This window comes from Verrucomicrobiales bacterium (assembly GCA_016793885.1).
Classification (GTDB): domain Bacteria; phylum Verrucomicrobiota; class Verrucomicrobiia; order Limisphaerales; family UBA11320; genus UBA11320.
Window position 1 is genome coordinate 218,868 of record JAEUHE010000042.1, and the last position, 17,223, is coordinate 236,090.

At 59.6% G+C, this 17,223-nt stretch carries 12 protein-coding genes; 5 read left to right on the forward strand and 7 right to left on the reverse strand.

Going from position 1 to position 17,223, the window contains the following annotated elements:
* Positions 1 to 144: 144 nt before the first annotated feature.
* The 7 genes from JNN07_05870 to JNN07_05900 all read right to left on the reverse strand — a co-directional run bounded on the left by JNN07_05870 (position 145) and on the right by JNN07_05900 (position 8,492).
* Positions 145 to 1,650, reverse strand: a complete 1,506-nt coding sequence (locus JNN07_05870) for a phosphatase PAP2 family protein (protein ID MBL9167248.1) — start codon at positions 1,648 to 1,650, stop codon at positions 145 to 147.
* Between the two features lie 94 nt (positions 1,651 to 1,744).
* On the reverse strand, positions 1,745 to 2,617 hold the full coding sequence (locus JNN07_05875; protein MBL9167249.1) for a transglutaminase family protein: 873 nt from the start codon (positions 2,615 to 2,617) through the stop codon (positions 1,745 to 1,747).
* A 374-nt stretch (positions 2,618 to 2,991) separates the two neighbouring features.
* Positions 2,992 to 5,124, reverse strand: a complete 2,133-nt coding sequence (gene pnp / locus JNN07_05880; GenBank protein MBL9167250.1) for a polyribonucleotide nucleotidyltransferase — start codon at positions 5,122 to 5,124, stop codon at positions 2,992 to 2,994.
* 338 nt (positions 5,125 to 5,462) lie between these two features.
* Positions 5,463 to 5,717 carry a 30S ribosomal protein S15 gene (gene rpsO, locus JNN07_05885; protein ID MBL9167251.1) on the reverse strand — a complete coding sequence of 85 codons (255 nt, stop codon included), beginning with the start codon at positions 5,715 to 5,717 and terminating at the stop codon, positions 5,463 to 5,465.
* A 72-nt stretch (positions 5,718 to 5,789) separates the two neighbouring features.
* The gene (arsS, locus tag JNN07_05890) at positions 5,790 to 6,815 is read right to left on the reverse strand and encodes an arsenosugar biosynthesis radical SAM protein ArsS (protein ID MBL9167252.1); all 1,026 of its coding nucleotides are present in this window, start codon (positions 6,813 to 6,815) and stop codon (positions 5,790 to 5,792) included.
* 90 nt (positions 6,816 to 6,905) lie between these two features.
* Positions 6,906 to 7,664 (reverse strand): SDR family oxidoreductase, encoded by a 759-nt coding sequence (locus tag JNN07_05895; GenBank protein MBL9167253.1) that lies wholly within the window; start codon positions 7,662 to 7,664, stop codon positions 6,906 to 6,908.
* A 60-nt stretch (positions 7,665 to 7,724) separates the two neighbouring features.
* Positions 7,725 to 8,492, reverse strand: a complete 768-nt coding sequence (locus JNN07_05900) for a hypothetical protein (protein MBL9167254.1) — start codon at positions 8,490 to 8,492, stop codon at positions 7,725 to 7,727.
* Positions 8,493 to 8,712: 220 nt separating this feature from the next.
* Here JNN07_05900 and JNN07_05905 point away from each other — a divergent pair, with 220 nt between their 5' ends.
* The 5 genes from JNN07_05905 to JNN07_05925 all read left to right on the forward strand — a co-directional run bounded on the left by JNN07_05905 (position 8,713) and on the right by JNN07_05925 (position 17,151).
* Positions 8,713 to 11,352, forward strand: coding sequence for a hypothetical protein (locus JNN07_05905; protein ID MBL9167255.1), 2,640 nt, complete (start codon positions 8,713 to 8,715; stop codon positions 11,350 to 11,352).
* 81 nt (positions 11,353 to 11,433) lie between these two features.
* A complete protein-coding gene (locus JNN07_05910) occupies positions 11,434 to 12,114 on the forward strand; it encodes an ABC transporter ATP-binding protein (protein MBL9167256.1) in 681 nt (226 codons plus the stop codon).
* Entirely contained in the window at positions 12,111 to 13,316 is a 1,206-nt protein-coding gene (locus JNN07_05915; protein MBL9167257.1) for an ABC transporter permease, read from the forward strand. The genes JNN07_05910 and JNN07_05915 overlap by 4 nt, the downstream gene beginning before the upstream one ends.
* A gap of 58 nt (positions 13,317 to 13,374) precedes the next feature.
* Positions 13,375 to 13,845, forward strand: a complete 471-nt coding sequence (locus tag JNN07_05920; protein ID MBL9167258.1) for a hypothetical protein — start codon at positions 13,375 to 13,377, stop codon at positions 13,843 to 13,845.
* Between the two features lie 84 nt (positions 13,846 to 13,929).
* The gene (locus tag JNN07_05925; protein MBL9167259.1) at positions 13,930 to 17,151 is read left to right on the forward strand and encodes a hypothetical protein; all 3,222 of its coding nucleotides are present in this window, start codon (positions 13,930 to 13,932) and stop codon (positions 17,149 to 17,151) included.
* The last annotated feature ends 72 nt before the right edge of the window (positions 17,152 to 17,223 follow it).

Here is a 17,223-nt window from a genome sequence, read left to right on the forward strand (position 1 = left end):
TTTCGGTGGTTTACAAGGCCTGACACATCCTGGACCAGTTCGGTGAAAAGCTCGGCCTGGTGCGCTGGCCAGGAATGGAGTGTCAGTTCTGAGCCTCGATGTCAACTGTTTCGAGCGTTAGTCGTCGGTGACGGGTGGCTAGGTTCAGTGGCCCAACTCGGCTTGGAGCAGGGGAGTTGCCACCTCGTTCCCTTCGCGGGCGCGGAAGTAGCGCCGAGGGGAAGAGCCTCCGGGGAGCCGGTTTACGATCCCGCCGGTGGTGAACCGGTTGGTGACCGTGGGTTGCCAGTCCTGGAGATCGGTGGACGTTTCGATGATCAAGGAGGATTGTGAACGGCCGTGCACGCGTAGCTCCACCTCGCCCTCAGTGTAGCTCAGAATACTCACGAAGGGCAGGACCCGATCCGACAATAGGTAGTTCTCAACCACGTGTTCGGCCACTTTCTGCCCGGTTTCCTTTCCCGCCACGTTGTCAAACGGGAAGTGAATGCCGCCGTAGATCCGGCTCATCCCCACCTCATCGGCACACGCGGACAAGCTGGTAAAATGCCTGAGCTTGCCCGGCAGGGAGTCCGACGTGGCGGTGAAGGAAATCTCATCGGTTCCGTAGAACCAGGCGAGCACCGCGGCGCTGGCCTTACTGAAGGTGCTATGACCGCTCGTGTAGGCGGGAAACGGTGGCGACGCCAAATAGTGATCCCAGCCCGGCTCGGGAACGGTTTCGGGGTTGTTGTCCTCATCGGCTCGCTGAATCGCGGTGACAGGACGCCATAGGTTGTAGCGATACTTGGCCTCCCAGCACACGATCGCAGCGTCGGCTTGAGCCAGGCTGAGTAGCGCCATCAGGCGCGCGGTGGACGCGAGGTCAGTGCCTCGGGAGCGCGCGATGCTGGCCGCGATCTCGTGCCAGTGGCCCGGGGGCATGGCCGTGTAGGAGAAATCTGACCAGAACACTGCGATTTCTGATTGTTCGGCGGTGCGCTTCGTGCTGGTTTTGCTTCCGAGGGACCGCACTTCGTTCAGTGCTCGGGCGTATTCGACACTGTCCATCGCAGGAGGCGGAGGCGGAACAAAGGAGCTGAGATCGGAGAGGGTAAACGGGCGGACGTAGCGCCATTGAGGGGTAAGCGGGGGACGGAAGAAGGGGGGCGTCCGACGCCATTGGCCGGGCGCATCGCTTGGGATGTAGGGTACGTCTGTCGAGGCTCCGTCGTCTGACCGCTCGGCCAGCATACGTTGGGCGATGAGGGTACCCAATTGCAGCCCGTTGGTCAGAGAGCTATCGAGGGCTACCGACGCGAGCCATGTATCGAAGGTATCATCCGCCTCCGCCTGAACGCTTGGGTAGAGCGATTGAATCACCTGGTAACCGGCAGCGGCCACGGCGGCTTCGAGGGAGATCAGGGTGGGGGCAGTCGGTTGGAATCGGTAAGGTTGGTGATCCCGCGTGATCGAGTTCACGGCATCATAAATGGCCAGATGAAGGATGGCCAGGTTCCGTGTCGACAGAGTGGGTCCGGTGTTGTCGATTCGGATGGCCGCCATCATGACGGCATTCCAGTCCAACACCGCATTGCCGGATGCCCTGGGCACCAGCAGACCTAGCAACAACGCCCCTAGCACTCTGGCGGCACGGATCCGATGGGACATAAGGACTAGTCTATCACACCTCCCGCGTTCTTGCAAAACCCCTACCCGTATCAAACCATCAAACCAGACCAGGCAAGGGTAAGCCGCTACCGCACTAGCTCGCGAGGGCGATCAAGTAACGCTTCACTCGGGCGGCTTCCTCGGTTTGCTCCGCCTGGAGGTAGGTCTGCTGTAGGTTGGCACACATGCGCATCAGGATTCTGCGGGTACTGACAGGTGCCAGATAGCCTTCGTGAAGTCCGTGGTTGGTGGCGTGCAGGTGTTGAATGCAGTCTGCCTTCATCAGGAAGCGGCCGTGATGAAAACAATCGATGTAGAGCTCCAGAATAGGAGATTGAAACCGGCAGATGAAGTGACCGGGCAGTCCGATGCCTGTAACTGGAAGTCCTAGGCGTCGGCAGACAAACAGGTACAGTGCGCACAGCCCGATCGGGTTGCCAGTTTTCCGCTCCATGATCCGGTTGAAATAGCAGTTTTCAACGTTGGTTTCATATTGGGGATTTCCATGGAAACCCTGATCGATGAAGAGAAAGTGATTGATGGCCAGGAGTTTTTGTTGCGGGGATACCGCCGCTTGGAGGCGCGCTCTGAGCTCTGCTCCGAACTGGTCCAGTTGTGCGTTGAGTGCACCCAGATGCACCTCAGGATCCTTGGTGCGAGCCAGCAATCCCACGCCCATCTCCAGATCCAAGTCCTCGCCTTGGTTGGAACAAAAATCCAAAAACTGCACGTCCGCCTGCAACCGCTTGAAATGCGTCACGATCTCCCGCGTGCGACGTCGTAGGGCAGGGTCGTTGTCCAGTGAGTAAGGCTTCAGCCAGTCGACCACCACGGGTCCGTAGCTCATCAGCTTGCGGCGTACCTCTTGGTGAACTCGAGCGTCGTCATCGGCCAGCAGACTGATCAAAGCCGTACGTTGGGCATCGGACAGGGTGGAGTCTGCTTCAGTCGATGTGTTCGCGTTCATAGGCTTCCTTCCGACTGAAACGTCTTATCGCACAGAAATGGCGGAGAGGCAAACCGGAAACGAGGGGAGTGACGAGTGACGAGTGACAAGTTGCGGACACCAGTCCCCGGACCCGGCAACTCATCACTCACTACCACTCGTCACTCAGATCGTGCCACCCGCGTGTGTTTTAGCGGGCCGTTCATTCTCCTGTTTAGGTTGAAGGGCCGGTGGCATCGCTGCGCGATGCTCTGTATTTTTAACGATTCCGGGGGTGCCAGCACCCCCGGCTGATCTCTGCGAACCGTGCGGTTCGGAGTTCCATCATGCCTTTTGGACACAATAAAAGGCGTGCCGCCGTGCGGCACGCCTTGGGGGGGATCGAAACTCTAGAACTAGGCCTTGTCGGCTAATTCCTTCTCGCGGTCAGCCATGGCGGCTTTGCGCGATAACCGGACACGGCCTTTCTCGTCGACTCCCAGGCACTTGACCCAGATTTCATCGCCCATCTTGACGATGTCTTCGGTCTGCTTAACCCGGAAGTTGGCGAGTTCGCTAATATGGCACAGGCCGTCCTTGCCCGGCAGGAACTCGACGAAGCAACCGAATTCCTTGATGGTGACGACCTTGCCTCGGTAGATCTTGTTGATTTCTGCCTCCGCGGTCATCCCCATGATGGCGTCCCGGGCAATCTTCATGCCTTCGGCCGAGGTGGAGTAGACGTTCACCGTTCCATCGTCCTCGATGTTAATTTCGCAACCCGACTCATCGACGATGCGCTTGATATTCTTTCCACCGGGTCCGATCAAAGCTCCGATCTTCTCGGGGTTGATCTTCATGGTTTCGATCCGCGGCGCGTATTTGCTGAGCTCAGCGCGCGGGGCGGCGATGATCAGGCTCATCTTCTGCAGGATGTCGATCCGCGCGACCCGCGCCTGCTCGAGGGCTTCGGCCATGATCTTATGCGGCAGACCGCGCAGCTTGAGATCCAGCTGGAACCCGGTGATACCCTTTTCGGTTCCGGCGATCTTGCAATCCATGTCGCAGAATGCGTCCTCCCAGCCGATGATGTCGGTGAGCAGTTCGTAGCGTTGGATGCGGTAGTTTTCATCCGACTCTGTGCAGATGCCTACGCTGATGCCCGCCACGGGGCGAATCATCGGGACGCCTGCATCCATCAACGCCAAGGTTCCGCCGCAAACGCTCGCCATGGAGGTGGAGCCGTTCGACTCCATGATCTCGCTGGTGATACGGATGGCGTACGGATAGGTGGACAGCGGGAGCATGGGCTCGATGGAACGTTCGGCGAGCGCACCGTGCCCGATTTCGCGTCGGCCCGGGCCGCTGATGCGGCCGGTTTCACCTACGGAGAAGTTGGGGAAGTTGTAGTGAAGGATGAACTTCTTCTGATTGCCTCCGCCCGTGTAGGAATCGAACTCCTGAGCGTCTTCGGTGGTGCCGAGTGTGGCCAACGTGACTGCCTGGGTCTCTCCACGATAGAATAGGGCCGAACCATGAGCGCGGGGAAGAAGTCCCACTTCACCACCGATGGGTCGCACCTGAGTGAAGCTGCGGCCATCGAGCCGCTTCTTCTGCTCGAGAATCAGTCCGCGGACCGCTTCCTTCTGCAGATGGTAGAAAGTCTCTTTGATCACCATGTCGGTGACCTTTTCGGCAGTGTATTTCTCGACCAATTTGACGCCGACCGAGTCCGCGACAGCTTTGCACGCCGCTTCGCGAGCCAGCTTTCCAGGGGTGAGGAGTGCCGCCACCATGCGATCTCCCGCCAGCGCTTTCGCGTCGTTCAGAATCTCGTCGGGCACCACCGTGATCTCGATCTTCCGCTTGGGCTTGCCAGCCTTGGCCGCCATATCCTTCTGTGCCGCGATCATCGGGGCGCAGGCCTCTTGGGCGAATTGAAGAGCGGCACTGAAATCGGCTTCGCTGATTTCCTTGGCCGCCCCTTCGAACATGACGATGTCCGTGCTGTTTCCAACGTAGACCAGGTCGAGGTCGCTTTGAGCGAGTTCCGCGTGAGTGGGATTGGCCACGAACTTACCATCGACGCGCCCGATGCGGACGGCACCCAAAGGTCCGTCCCAGGGAATGTCGCTGACCGTGAGTGCAGCGGAAGCTCCGATCACACTCAGGATATCAGGGTCGTTTTCTCCGTCAGCGCTCAGGAGGATGCTCTGGACCTGGACTTCATTGAACCAACCCTTTGGGAAAAGCGGGCGGATGGGGCGATCGGTCAAACGGCAGGTCAAGATTTCCTTCTCCGTCGGACGACCTTCGCGTTTAAAATAGCCTCCAGGGAACTTTCCGGCAGCGGCGGCCTTCTCGCGGTAATCGACCGTGAGGGGGAAGAATTCCTGACCGGGCTTGGCCTTGGTCGCGGCCACCGCAGCGACCACCACAATGGTCTCGCCGAGTTGCACAGTGACCGAGCCGTCGGCCTGTTTGGCGAGTTTCCCGGTTTCGATCTTAATGGTTTTGTCTCCTACAGGGGCAGTAATAGTGTAGCTCATTTGTATTGGCGCCCACCGGCTTAGAGGAACTTCACTGAATGCCCTGGATGGGGGCCCTCAGTGAAATTACCCTCGCCGATAAGCAAGACGCGTTGGGATTTTAGAAACATCCCTGCGGGTAGGCCGGCGCGCCTCCGGTTTCCCGCCGGGTGAGGCTAATACCGATTAGCCTCCATTCAATTCATCTGACTTACGGAAAGAAGGATACAAGGACTTCGAAACGTGACCTGACCGACCCTCGCTCTGGGTTGAACGTTCGAGCTGCTCGCCACGTTTCAACCACCTGCTTTCAGATCTCAAAGGAGATCCAACAGTGGAGGTCACGCCTCCTCTCGAAATCACTTACGTAGCTTGAGCTTCTTCGTAATGGCTTGATAGCGTCCGGTATCCGTTTGATGGAGATAATCCAACAAGCGCCGACGTTGACCGACCATCATGAGCAAACCGCGGCGGGAACCATGATCCTTCTTGTTCTTCTGAAGGTGCTCCGTGAGGCTGTTGATCCGCTCGGTCAGGATGGCAATCTGGACATCGGCCGATCCGGTATCTTTATCGTGCAATTGGAAATTCGAGATCAATTTAGTCTTTTCCATAAATCCGCTGATAACTCTTAAAGTAATAAAGCGGAAACTGTAGGGGGAGCAACCTTGTGCTGTAAAGCACATTTAGGCCGGGTCTTTAGCCGAGGGGTGTGGGACCAATTTCGGCAAGTGACCCACGACCGCCGATCCCGCCTCGGACCGGACCTCCTGGAGTGCACCCTGACAGCTGCTCCCACAACCGGCAGTGCAGGCGACGCAATGATCCCCGGTCCGAATCGAACCTCCATCCAATTCCTCGGGGGTAACATCCCACAAATAGCGATCCGGTTTGGCCCCGAGGGAGATGCCGAGCATCTGATTGAAATCACAATCGTAGAGACGCCCCTGAAAGTCCACGCTCAGGGTGTTCCGGCACATCAATCTGGGCAGGGTGTCCGGATTAAAGTGAGTGGCCAGCAGGTCCAGATAGCACCCCAGCTGTTCTTGTTGACGAAGGTCCTCAGCAAACCGGGCGATCGGTTGGTTAGTCAGCGCAATGAGCTGGGTGAACCGAATGGCGTAGTTGTCCCACAGCGCCTGCCGATAGTCCTCCTCCAGTTCGGCCTGGGGCGGAGGCAGCGTGGGTCCCAGGGGGTTGAACACTAACGTGAGCGAGTGGGTCATCCCGTAGCCTACCTGGTTCAGTTTTCGAAGCCCCGCGATGCTTTTGGCGAACGCTCCATTGCCGCGCTGCTGGTTCACATTCTTCTCCAGGTAGCAAGGGAGTGACGCCACCACCTCGACGTGACAGGACGCCAGGAACTCCGGAAGCCATTCAAACCCGGGCTCCTCTAGAATCGTCAGGTTGTTCCGATCCAAGACCCGGCAGCCCGCATCTCGGCTGACCTCGACCAAACTACGAAAGTGCTCACTCAGCTCCGGAGCGCCGCCGGTGATGTCCACTATGGCGGGGCGATTCTGGCGGATCCAGTCCTCAATCCGGCGGGCGGTGGCTGCCTCCATCATTTCGGTCCGCCAAGGGGCAGCGTCCACATGGCAGTGTCGGCAGGCCTGATTGCATTTCTTTCCGACATTGATCTGCAGCGTTTCCACCCGCCCCCGTTGGAGCGAAAGTTGATGGTGGGCTAGCAGAGTCGCAAATCGGTTCATCCTCCTCAGCCTAGCTGCGCGTGGCATTGGAGGCAATGCCATGATCTCCGGAGCGTGGTGGAAGGGTCTGAGCGTCCCCCGCAGGGTCCCTCAGCCTCGCCATCCGCCGTTCACTTCCAGGGTCTGTCCGGTGACATAGCTAGCCCAGGGAGAGCACAGAAACACAGCCACCTGTGCCACCTCTTCCGTTGTTCCCAGGCGACCGAGCGGAATCTGTTTGAGCATCTCGAGACGGATCGGCTCGGGAATCGTGGCGGTCATGGCGGTGTCGATGACTCCTGGGGCGATCGCATTGGCCCGAATGGATCGGCGCGCCGCTTCGCGGCTGATGACGCGCATCAGGGCCTGGACTCCTGACTTGGCAGCCGCGTAGTTGGCTTGCCCGAAAGAGCCCAGGATTCCGGCGATGCTGGCCAAACCAACGATCGAGCCCCCGTTGTGCATGATCTCCAGTCCGAACTTGCAGCAGTGGAATACTCCCGAGAGGTTGACATCGATGACGCAGCGCCAGTCCTCCAGCGACATTTTGGCAATCGTTCGGTCGCGCAGGATGCCGGCGTTGTTGATGAGCGCGTGGATCCCCCCAAAGCGGTCTTTCGCCTGTTGCATCATCTGCGCCACCTCCTCCGGCTGGGAGACATCGGCCGTCAGAACGAAGGCGCTTTCGGCCCTCACTTGATTGAGCTCTGCCGCCAGGCTGGCCGCCTGGGCGCTTGTTTGGAGATTCGGATGGTTGATCAGGACGGTCGCGCCCGCAAGATGGAAGGTCCTAGCCAGTTGGGCGCCAATGCCCTGGGATGCGCCGGTGATCAGAACCACCTGGTCGGAAAGGTCGATGCAAAGGCTCATGCTGCCGCTTTATGCATGAGGCCCTCGCGGTGTGCCAGGTTTTTAACGAAGGTCCGGTGCCTAGTGCTTCAAGGCTCGGTTGATCTGCCGTTTGGAGTTGGAGTAGAGCTCCTCGATCTCCGATTGCGTGAGCCGGTGCGGAATTCGAGTGCCATTCGCCTGACGTAGCTCCAGTTCGAAATGGGGAATCGACGCCGCTGCCTCCGTCGCGACATCCACCGCTGGAATGAAGTTTTCCCCCAGAGTGACTTGAAGGCGATCGGTTTCCGCGGTCATGAGCTTCTGGCAGAAGTCGATCGTTCCCCCACGCTGGAGGAATCGGATGCTCCAGTCGGAGGGTGCCAAGGTGCCCAACGCGGCTAACAGGTGGTCCAGGGTAGGGCTTTCCGCCGCGGTTTCCAGGGAGGCGTTGGCTTCAGCATCTGGTTCCTCCAGGCACAGTTCCAGGGTGACTGCCTCGTCTACCAGGTAGGGGCGGCATCGGTCATGCACCACTTGGAAAACCCGTCGGGCAGGAACCCCGCTCAGGACGGCCTGTTCCAACCCCCGAGGCTCCAGCCTTTGAAGGCGAAGCCAATACTCTTCCCGAATCAGATCGACGGTGCCCCAAGGTTGCTCAGAGTCGTATCGTTCTCTGACAAGGCTCACCTTCCACAGGGTCTCATGATGTCTGAAAAGGGCTGAAAGGTTGGACTCCAGAAAGCGCTCTCCTTGGTCATCGGAGCGCGAGTGCACATGGCAAACCCATTCTTCTGGAGCGACTTCATTCAAACGCACCAGGAGCTCCTGCAGAGTCCACTCTACGGTTGATTTACCGTCTGGCTTCATAGCGATTCAGCATCGGCCGCACACTCTAATCATAGCTGCTTTTAGGCCACCTGGCTAGACCCGCTAACGGGTGAATGTCACCGTAAATCGAGGCCGCCCCAGAAAAGTGTAGAAACAAGCCCTTGCGTTCAAAATGTTTAGATGTAGTGTCCGAATTATGTCATTAAATGTCCAAAAAGTGACTGTGTAGCCATTTTGGCGAGTTTTCCTGGTGACTCCTATGAACCTATCCCGACTACCGGCACTCCGGGTGCCGTTGCTTCTATTTTTTGCCTCCGGGGCGGCCGCGTTGATCTATGAAACCGTCTGGGTGCGCGAGTTCGGACGATCTCTGGGGAACACCTCGATGTCGGTCGCATTGGTGACCGGCTTGTTCGTTGGAGGGTTAGGGTTGGGCAGTTTTTTTGCCGGGAGGGCTGGGGTCCTTCGTCGGGCGGCCGATGCCGGCCGATTGTGGAGACTTTATGCGGCCTGCGAGGGGCTGATTGGGCTCGTTGCCTTGGCAACCTGGGTGGCACAGAAATCCTTGCTGGCGGCCTTGCCTGCTCGCACCGCGTCCTACGAGCTTGATGACTCGGGGCTGTGGGTGCTGACCCAAGGATCGGTTCTCGCACAGCTCGGCGTGCTAGCGGTTCTGATCTTGCCCGCCACGTTGCTGATGGGGGCAACGTTTCCCCTGCTGCTCCGGATCACCCGGGAGAGCTATGTTTCCAACGGTTGGGGGTTTGGGCTTCTATATGGCAGCAACACCGCGGGCGCCATGGCGGGCTGTTTATTGGTCGACCTGTGGCTCGTTCCACAGCTGGGAAGCCGCGGCACGCAGTTGTGCGCGATTGCTGTGAATATTCTCGTTGGGTTGGTTGCTTGGGGGTTCGCGCGGTACGCCACCGTGCCTTTGTCTGGGGCGGAGGCGGACGGCTCAGGCACCCCGTTGCGGGTGCTGGCTCGCCGGCATCAGCCTGAATTCCTGTTTGTGTGCGTCGTGGTGGCCATTTCAGGATTTGTGGCGATGGGCCTTCAGGTGGTCTGGGCACGGTTCCTGACCACGGCCTTGGGCGGAACTCGTGGGGTGTTTTCGATCCTGTTGGGGGTCATCCTGGGAGGAATGTGGCTGGGATCGATAGCGGGTGGGTGGTCGGTGCGTCGGTGGCGGATGCCCTGGGTGTTCTGTGGGCTCGGCTCGGTCCTCCTCGTCGCCAGCTCCATGATGGGACTGATTTGGTTCGATCGCGCCCTGTTGGCTACGGGCTCTTTCGCCGGTTTGCACCAGACTCTCGAGCGGTATCACTTGAGCTGGTTGACCGATGTTCTCTTCGTTCTCAGGACGGTTTTGCCCGTGGCTGGCGTCGCCTCGTTTTGGGCCGGATTTACGGTGCCGCCTGCTATCGAGATTTTGAACTTCGATCGAGCCCATGAAAACCGCCTGACGAGCATCGCCTACATGGTCAATTGTTTGGGCGCCCTGCTCGGAGCGGTGGGCGTGGGGTTCTTCCTCCTTCCAGAGTTCGGAATGCAGGCAACCGTGCTCTTGCTTGCATTCCCGCTCTTGGGAGTTGCCTTGAGTCTGATCGTCATGGGTAGGCGAGGTTGGGCGGGTTCCCGTCCCGCCGGTCTGGCGGCAGCGGCGGCCCTGGTGTTGTTGCTTGGCTATTGGAACAGCCTTTCGCCTCAATACTTGCTTCTCAAAGTGTTCGATCCTCCGCGGCGGAAGGAAGGGTTTTTGGCGCTGTCGGAAGACCTGAACGAGTCCATCGCCGTTGATGAGCATCCCATCACCAAGGATCGCTATCTGCTGACCAACGGGCATTCCATGTCGGGCACTGCGCTGGGATCGGTGCGCTACATGAGGATGTTCAGCCATCTGCCGCTGCTTCAGATGGCCGAGCCGAAGGATGCACTGGTGATTTGTTTTGGCGTCGGCAACACACTGCATGCCGCTTCGCTCTACCCGTCGGTGAGTCGGTTGGAGGTGGTGGACCTGTCGCGGCACGTGATCGAACACGCCGGTTACTTCGCCGAGTGGAATCGCCAAGTGCTCAGAGATCCGCGCGTGAGGGTCTTTATCAACGATGGACGTCATCACCTTCAAATGCAGCCGCCGGGCTCGTACGACCTGGTAACCTTGGAGCCTCCCCCTCTGGCACATTCGGGAGTCGCTAGCCTTTACACTCGCGAGTTCTATGACCTGGTGCGCTCCCGGCTCAAGTCGGGCGGTTTTCTCACCACCTGGTTGCCGGCGCTGCAGCTGACGGAGCCCGCGCTCCGCTCCGCCATTGGCGCTTTTGTTGAGGTGTTTCCCAACGCCGTCCTGCTCCATGGGCATGCCGATAACTTCATTTTGATGGGCCGTGCGGCGGAAACGAACACCGTGGAGTTGTCCCAGCTTGAGAATGCCTTGTCGCGGCATCCCGAGGTGCGGGCGGATTTGGATGAGGTGTTTCTGGGGACCATGACTGAGCTGCTTGGCACTTTCGTGGCCTCCCCGGAGCGCCTGTCTGCCTTTAGTCGTGGCGCCGCCCCGCTCACGGACGACCAGCCGAACATGGACTATGGCTACATTGCCTTCCTTCGCTCGAAAATCCCCTCAGGAATGATCGGTGTCAGAGAGATCGGCGATTGGTACAAAGGCCGTGATCTAGATCCTAGCCGAGAGTCCTACCTGGTGCCAGGGCTGCCCACTTACCTGGCCATTATGGAGAACTATTATTCGACCATCCCGCCCATCGACTATTTGAAGCCCCGCGTGCCGCATCGGCTGACCCTGGACCTCATGTCACCAGAGGTGAGCCGGGTGATTGAACGCAGCCCCTATCTTCAAGGAGTGCTCCGCGCGCAGCTGCAGGAGCTGGGTGCCAGGTAGTACTAACAATACCCTAAATAATTCCTGGATCTTCAGCGTCGATCCTGTCGTTCATGACTGGAAACCAAATGCTTTGATGACATGGCATTGCTGACGATTTCACAACTGGTGAAGGACTTTCTGGCCCCCGACGGCTCGACCAATCGGGTGGTGCAGGTCGCCCATTTCCAGCTGGAGGAGCGGGCTCAGTTGGCGTTGAGGGGGGAAAGCGGCTCGGGGAAGACCACCTTCCTAAACCTCATCGCCGGGATTCTCAAGCCGGACCAAGGGCGTATTGTCGTGGCCGATGAAGAGATGTCGGCCCTCAGCGAGCCGGGACGCGACCGTCTCCGCGCACGCTCCATTGGTTATATTTTTCAGACCTTTAACCTGCTCCAGAGCCATACCGCCTTGGAAAACGTCCTGCTCGGGATGTCTTTTGGGGTAGGGGAGGATCCGGTGAAAGCCGAGGGACTTCTGAAACGCGTGGGCCTGGGGGATCGACTCCACTACCGCCCGCGCCAGCTCTCCACGGGACAGCAACAGCGGGTGGCGGTGGCGCGCGCCTTGGCCGGGCAGCCTAAGCTGGTCCTCGCCGATGAGCCCACCGGGAACCTGGACAGCACCCGATCCAGGGAGGCCTTGGTGTTGATTCGTGAAGTCTGTCGCGAGAACGGGGCGGCGTTGCTGCTGGTAAGTCATGATCCCGGCGTGCTGGGGCAGTTTGACCAGGTCCAGGACTTCCATGCCCTGAACGCCGCCATGAAAGGGGCTGGACAATGACCATTCTTCGAATTGTTCTCAAGAGCCTCCGGCAGCATCTGCTCTCCACGTCCATCACGGCCTGTTCGATCGCCCTGGCGACCGGCCTGTGGATCTCCGTTTGGGTGGTCAAGGATCAGTCTCAATCCACGTTTACCGGAGTCACTGCCGGGTTCCATGGGGTGCTGGGAGCACGAGGATCTTCGCTTCAGCTGGTGCTCAACTCCATCTTCCACCTGGAAGCCTCGCCGGGAAATCTCCCCTGGAGCGACTATGAGGACCTGCGTAAGGATGAGCGGGTGCAACTCGCCATTCCGCTGGCGGTGGGCGACAATTACCACGGCTATCGACTGGTCGGCACCACCTCGGAGCTGTTCGAGAAGGGTGAGTATCGAGAAGGAAAGCCTTATCGGGTTCAACCTGGAGGACGATTCTTCGACAGCCAGCGGCGGGAAGCGGTGGTGGGTAGCTTCGTGGCCCAGCAGCTGAGGCTCAAGGTGGGGGACACGTTTCATCCCTACCACGGCCTCATTTTTAACGAAAACGATCGGCATGCGGAGACCTATGTGGTGGTGGGCTTGCTCGAGCCTTCCAACACACCTGCCGATCGGGTGATCTGGATCCCCTTGGCCGGGATTCAAATGATGAGCGGTCACGATGCCAAGTCGGCCACTGAGATCAGCGCCGTGCTCGTGAGGCTCAAAACACCCATGGCGGGGAAGCAGCTTGAGATGCTCTACAACAAGCAGGGGAACCGGCTGACGTTCGCCTGGCCGATCAGCACCATACTGGTTCAGCTGTTCGACAAGATTGCCTGGTTTGAGCGAGTGCTTGCCCTGGTCTCCTACCTGGTGGCATTGGTCGCGGCCGCCTCCGTTCTGGCCAGCATCTACAACTCGATGAACGAGCGTCGTCGGGAGATCGCGATTTTGCGCGCCTTGGGGGCGCGGCGCTTCACCGTGTTCGCCATCATCATTCTGGAGGCGACGGCGATCGCCGCAATCGGCATCCTGCTAGGGGCGGTGGTCTATGCCGTGCTCATGTCAGGAGTGGCCAACCTCATTCGCGCGCAGACGGGCGTCGTTCTCAACCCATTTGAGCCGGCCGCGGTCATGTTGTGGGCGCCGCTGGCGATGTTGGGACTTGGGGCGTTGGCTGGAGTAGTGCCGGCGTTTAAGGCCTACCGCACCGATGTCGCTCAGAACCTGACGCCTGCCTCATGATCGTCGCCTCTGGACTCACGGCTCCGGTTCCTCTACGTTCCTCGAACTCTCTATGAAAATGCTCGCTCTCTTACTGGTAGGAATCTCAGCTTGGTTTCTGGCTGGTTGCGGTGACTCCCACTCTTCACACGATCACTCGAGTCATGGGGCTGGATCGGAGCATAGCCACGCGGCACCTCATGGCGGAACGTTGGTGGAACTCGGCCAGCACGCCTTTAACGTGGAGTTTGTGCGGGATCTCGAGGCGGGGAAGCTGATCGCTTACATTCTCGATGCGCACGCGGAATCCTACCTCCGGTTGCCGATACCCAGCTTTGAGGTGACCCTGATGAAGCCGGGCCAGCCTGAAACGGTAAAGCTTGCCGCGGTCGAGAATTCCAAGACCGGCGAGAAGGTGGGCGATACCTCGCAGTTCGAGGTGCAGGCGGATTGGCTCAAAGTAGCCTCCCCCTTGGCCGGGGAGATCAAAGAGTTGGATCTTCGCGGTTCCAAGTTCTCAGGGGGCAAGTTCCAGCTTCCGGGCAAATAACCCCTGGCCGGGATGCGTGCCATCCAGCTGCGCTTAACAAACATGGCTTTCGACCTGGACCGTTAGCAATTGCGCGACTCGTGGATGTCCTTACTGCTCCCAGCTTTGCGGCCCGTCATACCCGACCATCGGCTGATCACTCTCATCGGCGGTGGCAGCTACGGCCAAATCTGGCTGGCCCAGAATGTGGCGGGCGCTTATCGGGCGATCAAGGTGGTTTCACGGTCGAACTTCCACTCGGACCGCCCCTACGAGCGGGAGTTTGAGGGCCTTCAACGCTTTGAGCCCATCTCTCGTTCTCACGAGGGCTTTCTTCAAATTCTGCATATCGGTCGCAACGACTCCGAGGGTTACTTCTACTATGTCATGGAGCTGGGGGACAGCCAGGACGAGGCCTGGCAACAGGACCCCTCGAAGTATTCTCCGCGCACTCTGTCGAGTGAGTTGGTTCAGCATCTCCGGTTGCCCCTGGATCGCTGTCTCGAGGTGGGGCTCGAGTTGAGCGCCGCTCTGGCTCGACTTCATCTGCAAGGGCTGGTGCATCGAGACCTCAAACCGGCGAACATTGTCTTCGTGAATCGACGTCCCAAGCTGGCGGACATCGGATTGGTGACGGAGGCGGGCAACTCGGTGACCTTTGTTGGCACGGAAGGATACGTTCCCCGGGAAGGGCCGGGCGCGCCCAACGCCGACATCTATGCGCTAGGCAAGATTCTCTATGAGATGGCAACCGGCTTCGATTGTTCTCGTTTCCCCGATCTGCCGGAGGAACCTCCAACTCCCGTGGGGAGTCTGACTTTTGCCGAATGGAATGAAGTCGTCTGCAAGTGTTGTGACGAAGATCCCTGGCGTCGCTACCAACAGGCGGAGGACCTCCGATTCCACCTGTCTCTGCTTAAGGCGGGAAGCTCGCTTCGACGACTTCTGAGACTGGAACGCACGCTGCAGCGCGTTCGGCGTCTCGCCCTCCCCGGCCTCTTGATGCTTGTCGCGGCGGCGGCGGTGGGCTTTTCCGTCTGGCGTTCGCGCCAGGATGCTGCGGTCATTTCGCGGCGGGAGTTCGAGCTGTCCCAGAGGAAGGTGGGATCGTTCGTCGCTACCGGTGGCCAAGCCATGCAGAGTGGAGACTTTTCTGGCGCGCTGCCGTGGTTCACCGCTGCACTGGCGCTGTTGGACAACGATCCAATGGCGTTAGAAACCCATCGGACCCGCATGGCCGCGGTCTTGGACCGATCTCCTCAGCTGAAGCAGCTTTGGTTCTCCGAGCACGAAGCGCGTTTCGGCCAGTTCACGACCAATGGCGAATCGGCTCTGGTGCAGACGCTGAGCGGTCGGTTTCAGCTCCGCCGGGTGTCGGACGGCGCCAGCCTTTCGCCTGAGTTTGGTAGCCTGAAAGGCGAGGAGCTTGCCTGCCTTTCCGCCGATGCCACGCTGGCGCTGACAAGCTCGCGCCGGGAGATGTTAATTCGTCTCTGGGATCTGCGCGGCGATAAGCCGGTGGGCCAGGTTCAGTTTCACAGCTGGGTCACTGCCGCGAGGCTTAGCCCGAATGCCGATCGGGTCGTGGTGGGGCTCTATGATGGCAGCGTGGTGATTCATCACCTGGCGACTCAGCGGCAGGTGGTGCTGCGCGCCCACAGCAAGCGCGTCTTGCATGTGACGTTCGATCGACACGGAGACCGACTGCTCACCTGCGGTGAGGACGGACAAGCCTGTATCTGGCACGGGGTCACCGGGGAGCGGATTTCGCGCTTTCTGGATCACGCCAACTGGGTTACCTGGGGTGCCTTCAGCCCTGACGGATCCAGAGTGGTTACGGCCGGTTTCGATCGAACCCTTCGAGTTTGGAACCCGGTCGACGGCGCTCCTTTGCTCCCAGCGCCCTTCGACCTCGCCTCGGTGGCTCGGAGTGTGGAGTTCACCGCCGATGGGCGGAACCTGGTGATCTCTGATTTCGAATTCCGAGTGCTCGTCCTGGATGCTCTGGACGGACAGCGTGCCGGTCCGGTGTTTCACCACGGCGAGCATGTGGTTTTTGCTGATGCTAGCCCATCGGGAGATCGGCTCCTGTCGGTCTCACAGGACGGAACCACCCGCATCTGGCAGATTCCGAAGAAGGTTCCGGTGAGCTCTTGGGCCGTGCTGGATTTTCAGCCCATGGCACAGCGGGGTATCGTCCTGACCAATGGCCGCTTCGCCGAACTCGAGCTTCCGCTCGGAGCGATCCGCGCCCAGCGGAACGAAATGGCGGAAGATCGTGCGCCTGTAGCTCGCTTTCTCGCGGATGGACAGTCGTGTGCCACCTTGTCGGAGGTCGTGACTGCGGACGCGGACCCTGAACCCATGCGTGTGCTGAAACGAATCGATTTTGCCGGCGAAGCTAGCGATTCGATCGCGCTGCGTCTGCCCGCCGCTTTCGATCGATTCCTTGGGCTAGGGACCCAGCGCTCCATTGCGGTGTGGTCCACGAATGTGCTGACGCGGTATGAGCTGGGAGCAGCGCGCCAGAGTTGGCAGGTAGAGTTCGGCGGATCGCGGCTGCATCAGGTTTTCCCGGACTCGGCGGGCGAGCGAATCGCTGTGGCGTTGACGGGGCGGGCGGGCCATTCATTGCAGCTGCTGGATTCCTCAGATGGACGATCGATTTGGGGCGGTCCGGTCCAGGTCAAGGGTGAGATCAAGGCCGTCGCATTTTCTCAGGATGGGAAATGGCTGGCGGTGGCTTGCAGCAGCAGTCCGGCACGGAGCGAAGCCGCATTCGTTTTCGAGTGCCGTTCCGGACGCCTCGTCGGCGAACCGTTCTTTCACCGCGATGGGGTCCTCTCGGTGGCATTCAGTCCGAGCGGGAAAGTCTTGGTGACCTGCGGCGAAGACAAGACCACACTGATCCGCAGCTTGGAGACCGGACAGCAGCTGGTGCGCCCTCTGCTGCATCAGGAACAAGTGCTGCGCGCGGTGTTCAGTTGGGATGGCCGCTGGCTGGCGACTTTATGCAAGAATCAAGTCCTCCAGGTCTGGGATGTTGGAACCGGGGACCCAATCACTCCTCCCATCGATCTTCCCGGACGATGCAACCAGGTCGCTTTTCATCCCCAGGCGCAAGGAGTTTGGGCGTGGGCTCCTTCGGACGGCCAGCTCATGGGTGAGGTCTGCTGGGTGCCGCTTCGGCGAGAAACACGGAGCCTGGATGAACTCGCCGCCATTGCTCGGGTCTTGTCCGCCCAGTATTATCACTACAGCGGGGGACTGTTGCCCTCGCCTCGCAAAGTGCTGGATGAAAGCTGGTCCAAGGTGCAAAGCCCTTGAGTTTCGGCTGGCAGCCTGTGGGACTTGTCTCCACCCCGACTCGGAGTCGGGGTTATTTCTAGCAGGCCCACG

Excerpts from the sequence above, each read along its gene's own strand:
- JNN07_05875 (MBL9167249.1), bottom strand. The coding sequence starts at position 2,617 with ATGAACGCGAACACATCGACTGAAGCAGACTCCACCCTGTCCGATGCC.
- rpsO (MBL9167251.1), bottom strand. The coding sequence starts at position 5,717 with ATGGAAAAGACTAAATTGATCTCGAATTTCCAATTGCACGATAAAGAT.
- JNN07_05895 (MBL9167253.1), bottom strand. The coding sequence starts at position 7,664 with ATGAGCCTTTGCATCGACCTTTCCGACCAGGTGGTTCTGATCACCGGC.
- JNN07_05920 (MBL9167258.1), top strand. The coding sequence starts at position 13,375 with ATGCTCGCTCTCTTACTGGTAGGAATCTCAGCTTGGTTTCTGGCTGGT.
- JNN07_05910 (MBL9167256.1), top strand. The coding sequence starts at position 11,434 with ATGGCATTGCTGACGATTTCACAACTGGTGAAGGACTTTCTGGCCCCC.
- JNN07_05870 (MBL9167248.1), bottom strand. The coding sequence starts at position 1,650 with ATGTCCCATCGGATCCGTGCCGCCAGAGTGCTAGGGGCGTTGTTGCTA.
- JNN07_05925 (MBL9167259.1), top strand. The coding sequence starts at position 13,930 with ATGTCCTTACTGCTCCCAGCTTTGCGGCCCGTCATACCCGACCATCGG.
- JNN07_05900 (MBL9167254.1), bottom strand. The coding sequence starts at position 8,492 with ATGAAGCCAGACGGTAAATCAACCGTAGAGTGGACTCTGCAGGAGCTC.
- JNN07_05915 (MBL9167257.1), top strand. The coding sequence starts at position 12,111 with ATGACCATTCTTCGAATTGTTCTCAAGAGCCTCCGGCAGCATCTGCTC.
- pnp (MBL9167250.1), bottom strand. The coding sequence starts at position 5,124 with ATGAGCTACACTATTACTGCCCCTGTAGGAGACAAAACCATTAAGATC.
- JNN07_05905 (MBL9167255.1), top strand. The coding sequence starts at position 8,713 with ATGAACCTATCCCGACTACCGGCACTCCGGGTGCCGTTGCTTCTATTT.
- arsS (MBL9167252.1), bottom strand. The coding sequence starts at position 6,815 with ATGAACCGATTTGCGACTCTGCTAGCCCACCATCAACTTTCGCTCCAA.